General features: G+C 65.0%; 1 protein-coding gene. It reads left to right on the plus strand.

The genetic code is table 11. From position 1 onward, the window contains the following. Nucleotides 1–2,203: efflux RND transporter permease subunit (locus FNJ47_RS45640; RefSeq protein ID WP_163163292.1), on the plus strand; the 2,203-nt coding region annotated here is incomplete at its 5' end. Nucleotides 2,204–2,377: the final 174 nt, after the last annotated feature.

A 2,377-nucleotide genomic window follows, 5' to 3' on the forward strand; every position in this document is an offset into this window, starting at 1 on the left:
TGACCGTTCCAACCTGATCTATGCGGCGATCGATACGCTGAAGCGCACGTTGTTCGAGGAGAGCATCGTGGTGGCGCTGGTCTGCATCGTGTTCCTGCTGCATGTCCGCAGCGCGCTGGTCGCGATCCTGATGCTGCCGGTCGGCGTGCTGATGGCGTTCGGCGCGATGAAGCCGCTCGGGATCGGCTCCAACATCATGAGCCTCGGCGGTATCGCGATCGCGATCGGCGCCATGATCGATGCGGCGATCGTGATGATCGAGAACGCGCACAAGCACCTGGAGCGGGCCGAGCCGGGCCGGTCGCGGGTCGCGATCCTGATCGAGGCCGCGGCAGAAGTCGGCCCGGCGCTGTTCTTCAGCCTGCTCATCATCACCGTGTCGTTCATGCCGATCTTCACGCTGGAATCGCAGGAGGGGCGGCTGTTCTCGCCGCTGGCCTTCACCAAGACGTTTGCGATGGCCGCGGCGGCGCTGCTGTCGGTGACACTGGTTCCGGCGCTGATGGTGATCTTCGTCCGCGGCAGGATCATTCCCGAGCACAAGAATCCGATCAATCGCTTCCTGATCTGGATCTACCGTCCTGTGATCAACGGCGTGCTGCGGGCGAAGATGCTGGTGATTGTGTTGGCGCTCGGCGCCATCGTCGTCTCGATCTGGCCGGCCCGACAACTCGGCACCGAGTTCATGCCTGACCTCAACGAGGGCACGCTGCTCTATATGCCGACCACGCTGCCGGGCATTTCGGTGACCAAGGCGGCCGAACTGCTGCAGATGCAGGACCGGATCATCCGGAGCTTTCCGGAAGTCGTCTCGGTCTACGGCAAGGCGGGTCGTGCCGTCACCGCGACCGATCCGGCGCCGTCGGAGATGTTCGAGACCATCATCAATCTGAAGCCGAAAGAGCAGTGGCGCGCCGGTCTTACGGTCGACGGCTTGATCGCAGAGATGGACAAGGCGCTGCAATTCCCCGGCGTCTCCAACGCCTGGACCATGCCGATCAAGGCACGCATCGACATGCTGTCGACCGGGATCCGGACGCCGGTCGGCGTCAAGGTGATCGGTCCCGATCTCACTGTGATCGACAAGCTCGCGCGCCAGGTCGAGCAGGTCGTCAAGGGCGTGCCCGGCACCTCGTCGGCCTATGCCGAGCGTAGCCTCGGCGGCTACTACCTTGAGATCACGCCGAACCGCGAGGCGCTCGCGCGCTACGGCATCGCGGTGCAAGACGTGCAGGACACCATCGCGACCGCGCTCGGTGGCCAGAGCGTGACCACGACGGTCGAGGGACGCCAGCGCTTCACCGTCAACATGCGCTATCCGCGCGACCTGCGCGACAATCCCGGCGCGATCGCCAGCGACATCCTGGTGCCGATGCCGGCCGGCGGGGCGGTGCCGCTCGGCGAGGTCGCCGATATCAAGCCGGCGCGCGGGCCGACCACGATCCGGACCGAGAACGGGCAGCTTGCAACCTACATCTATGTCGACATCCGCGATCGCGATCTCGGCGGCTACGTCGCGGATGCGCAGCGCGCGGTGCAGGCCGGCGTGCAGTTTCCGCCCGGCACCTACGTGGTCTGGAGCGGGCAGTACGAATATCTCGAACGCGCCACCGCGCGGCTCAAGATCGTCGTGCCGGTGACGCTTCTGATCATCTTCCTGCTGCTCTACCTCAACTTCCGCTCGGTGGCCGAGACCATGATCGTGATGCTGTCGCTGCCGTTCGCGCTGGTCGGCGGGCTCTGGCTGATGTGGGCGCTCGGCTTCAATCTGTCGGTTGCGGTCGCGGTCGGCTTCATCGCGCTCGCCGGCGTCGCCGCCGAGACCGGCGTCGTGATGCTGATCTATCTCAACTACGCGCTGGCCGAGATCACGGCACGTCGCGCCGCCGAGGGCCGCACGATCGGTCGCGACGATCTCAATCGCGCGATCATCGAGGGCGCGGTCGAGCGGGTCAGGCCGAAGATGATGACGGTGGTCGCCATCATGGCCGGGCTGTTGCCGATCATGTGGAGCACCGGCACCGGCTCCGAGATCATGCAGCGCATCGCGGTGCCGATGATCGGTGGCATGATCTCGTCGACCTTGCTGACGCTGATCGTGATTCCCGCGATCTTCGCCGTGGTGAAGGGCTTCGGGATCGGAGCGAAGGCGTCGGAGCATGAGGTCGCCGCGGTCGCAATGCGCAAGGAGGCCCGGTTGTGATCGGAACAGGGCGTTTGCCCGTGGCTTCAAACTGGATTGAATGATACCCTGAGGGGGTATATACGATAGCGGTTGCGGCGAACTGATTTGCGGTTGGCTGCAGCAGAGATGGGTGGGGAGTGATCGGGCGAGAACGAAGCGCATCCCGCGAGCGCAGATGTCAGCAGCAGCGGG

Source organism: Bradyrhizobium uaiense (assembly GCF_010811875.1).
In the GTDB taxonomy this organism is placed as follows: Bacteria; Pseudomonadota; Alphaproteobacteria; order Rhizobiales; family Xanthobacteraceae; genus Bradyrhizobium; species Bradyrhizobium uaiense.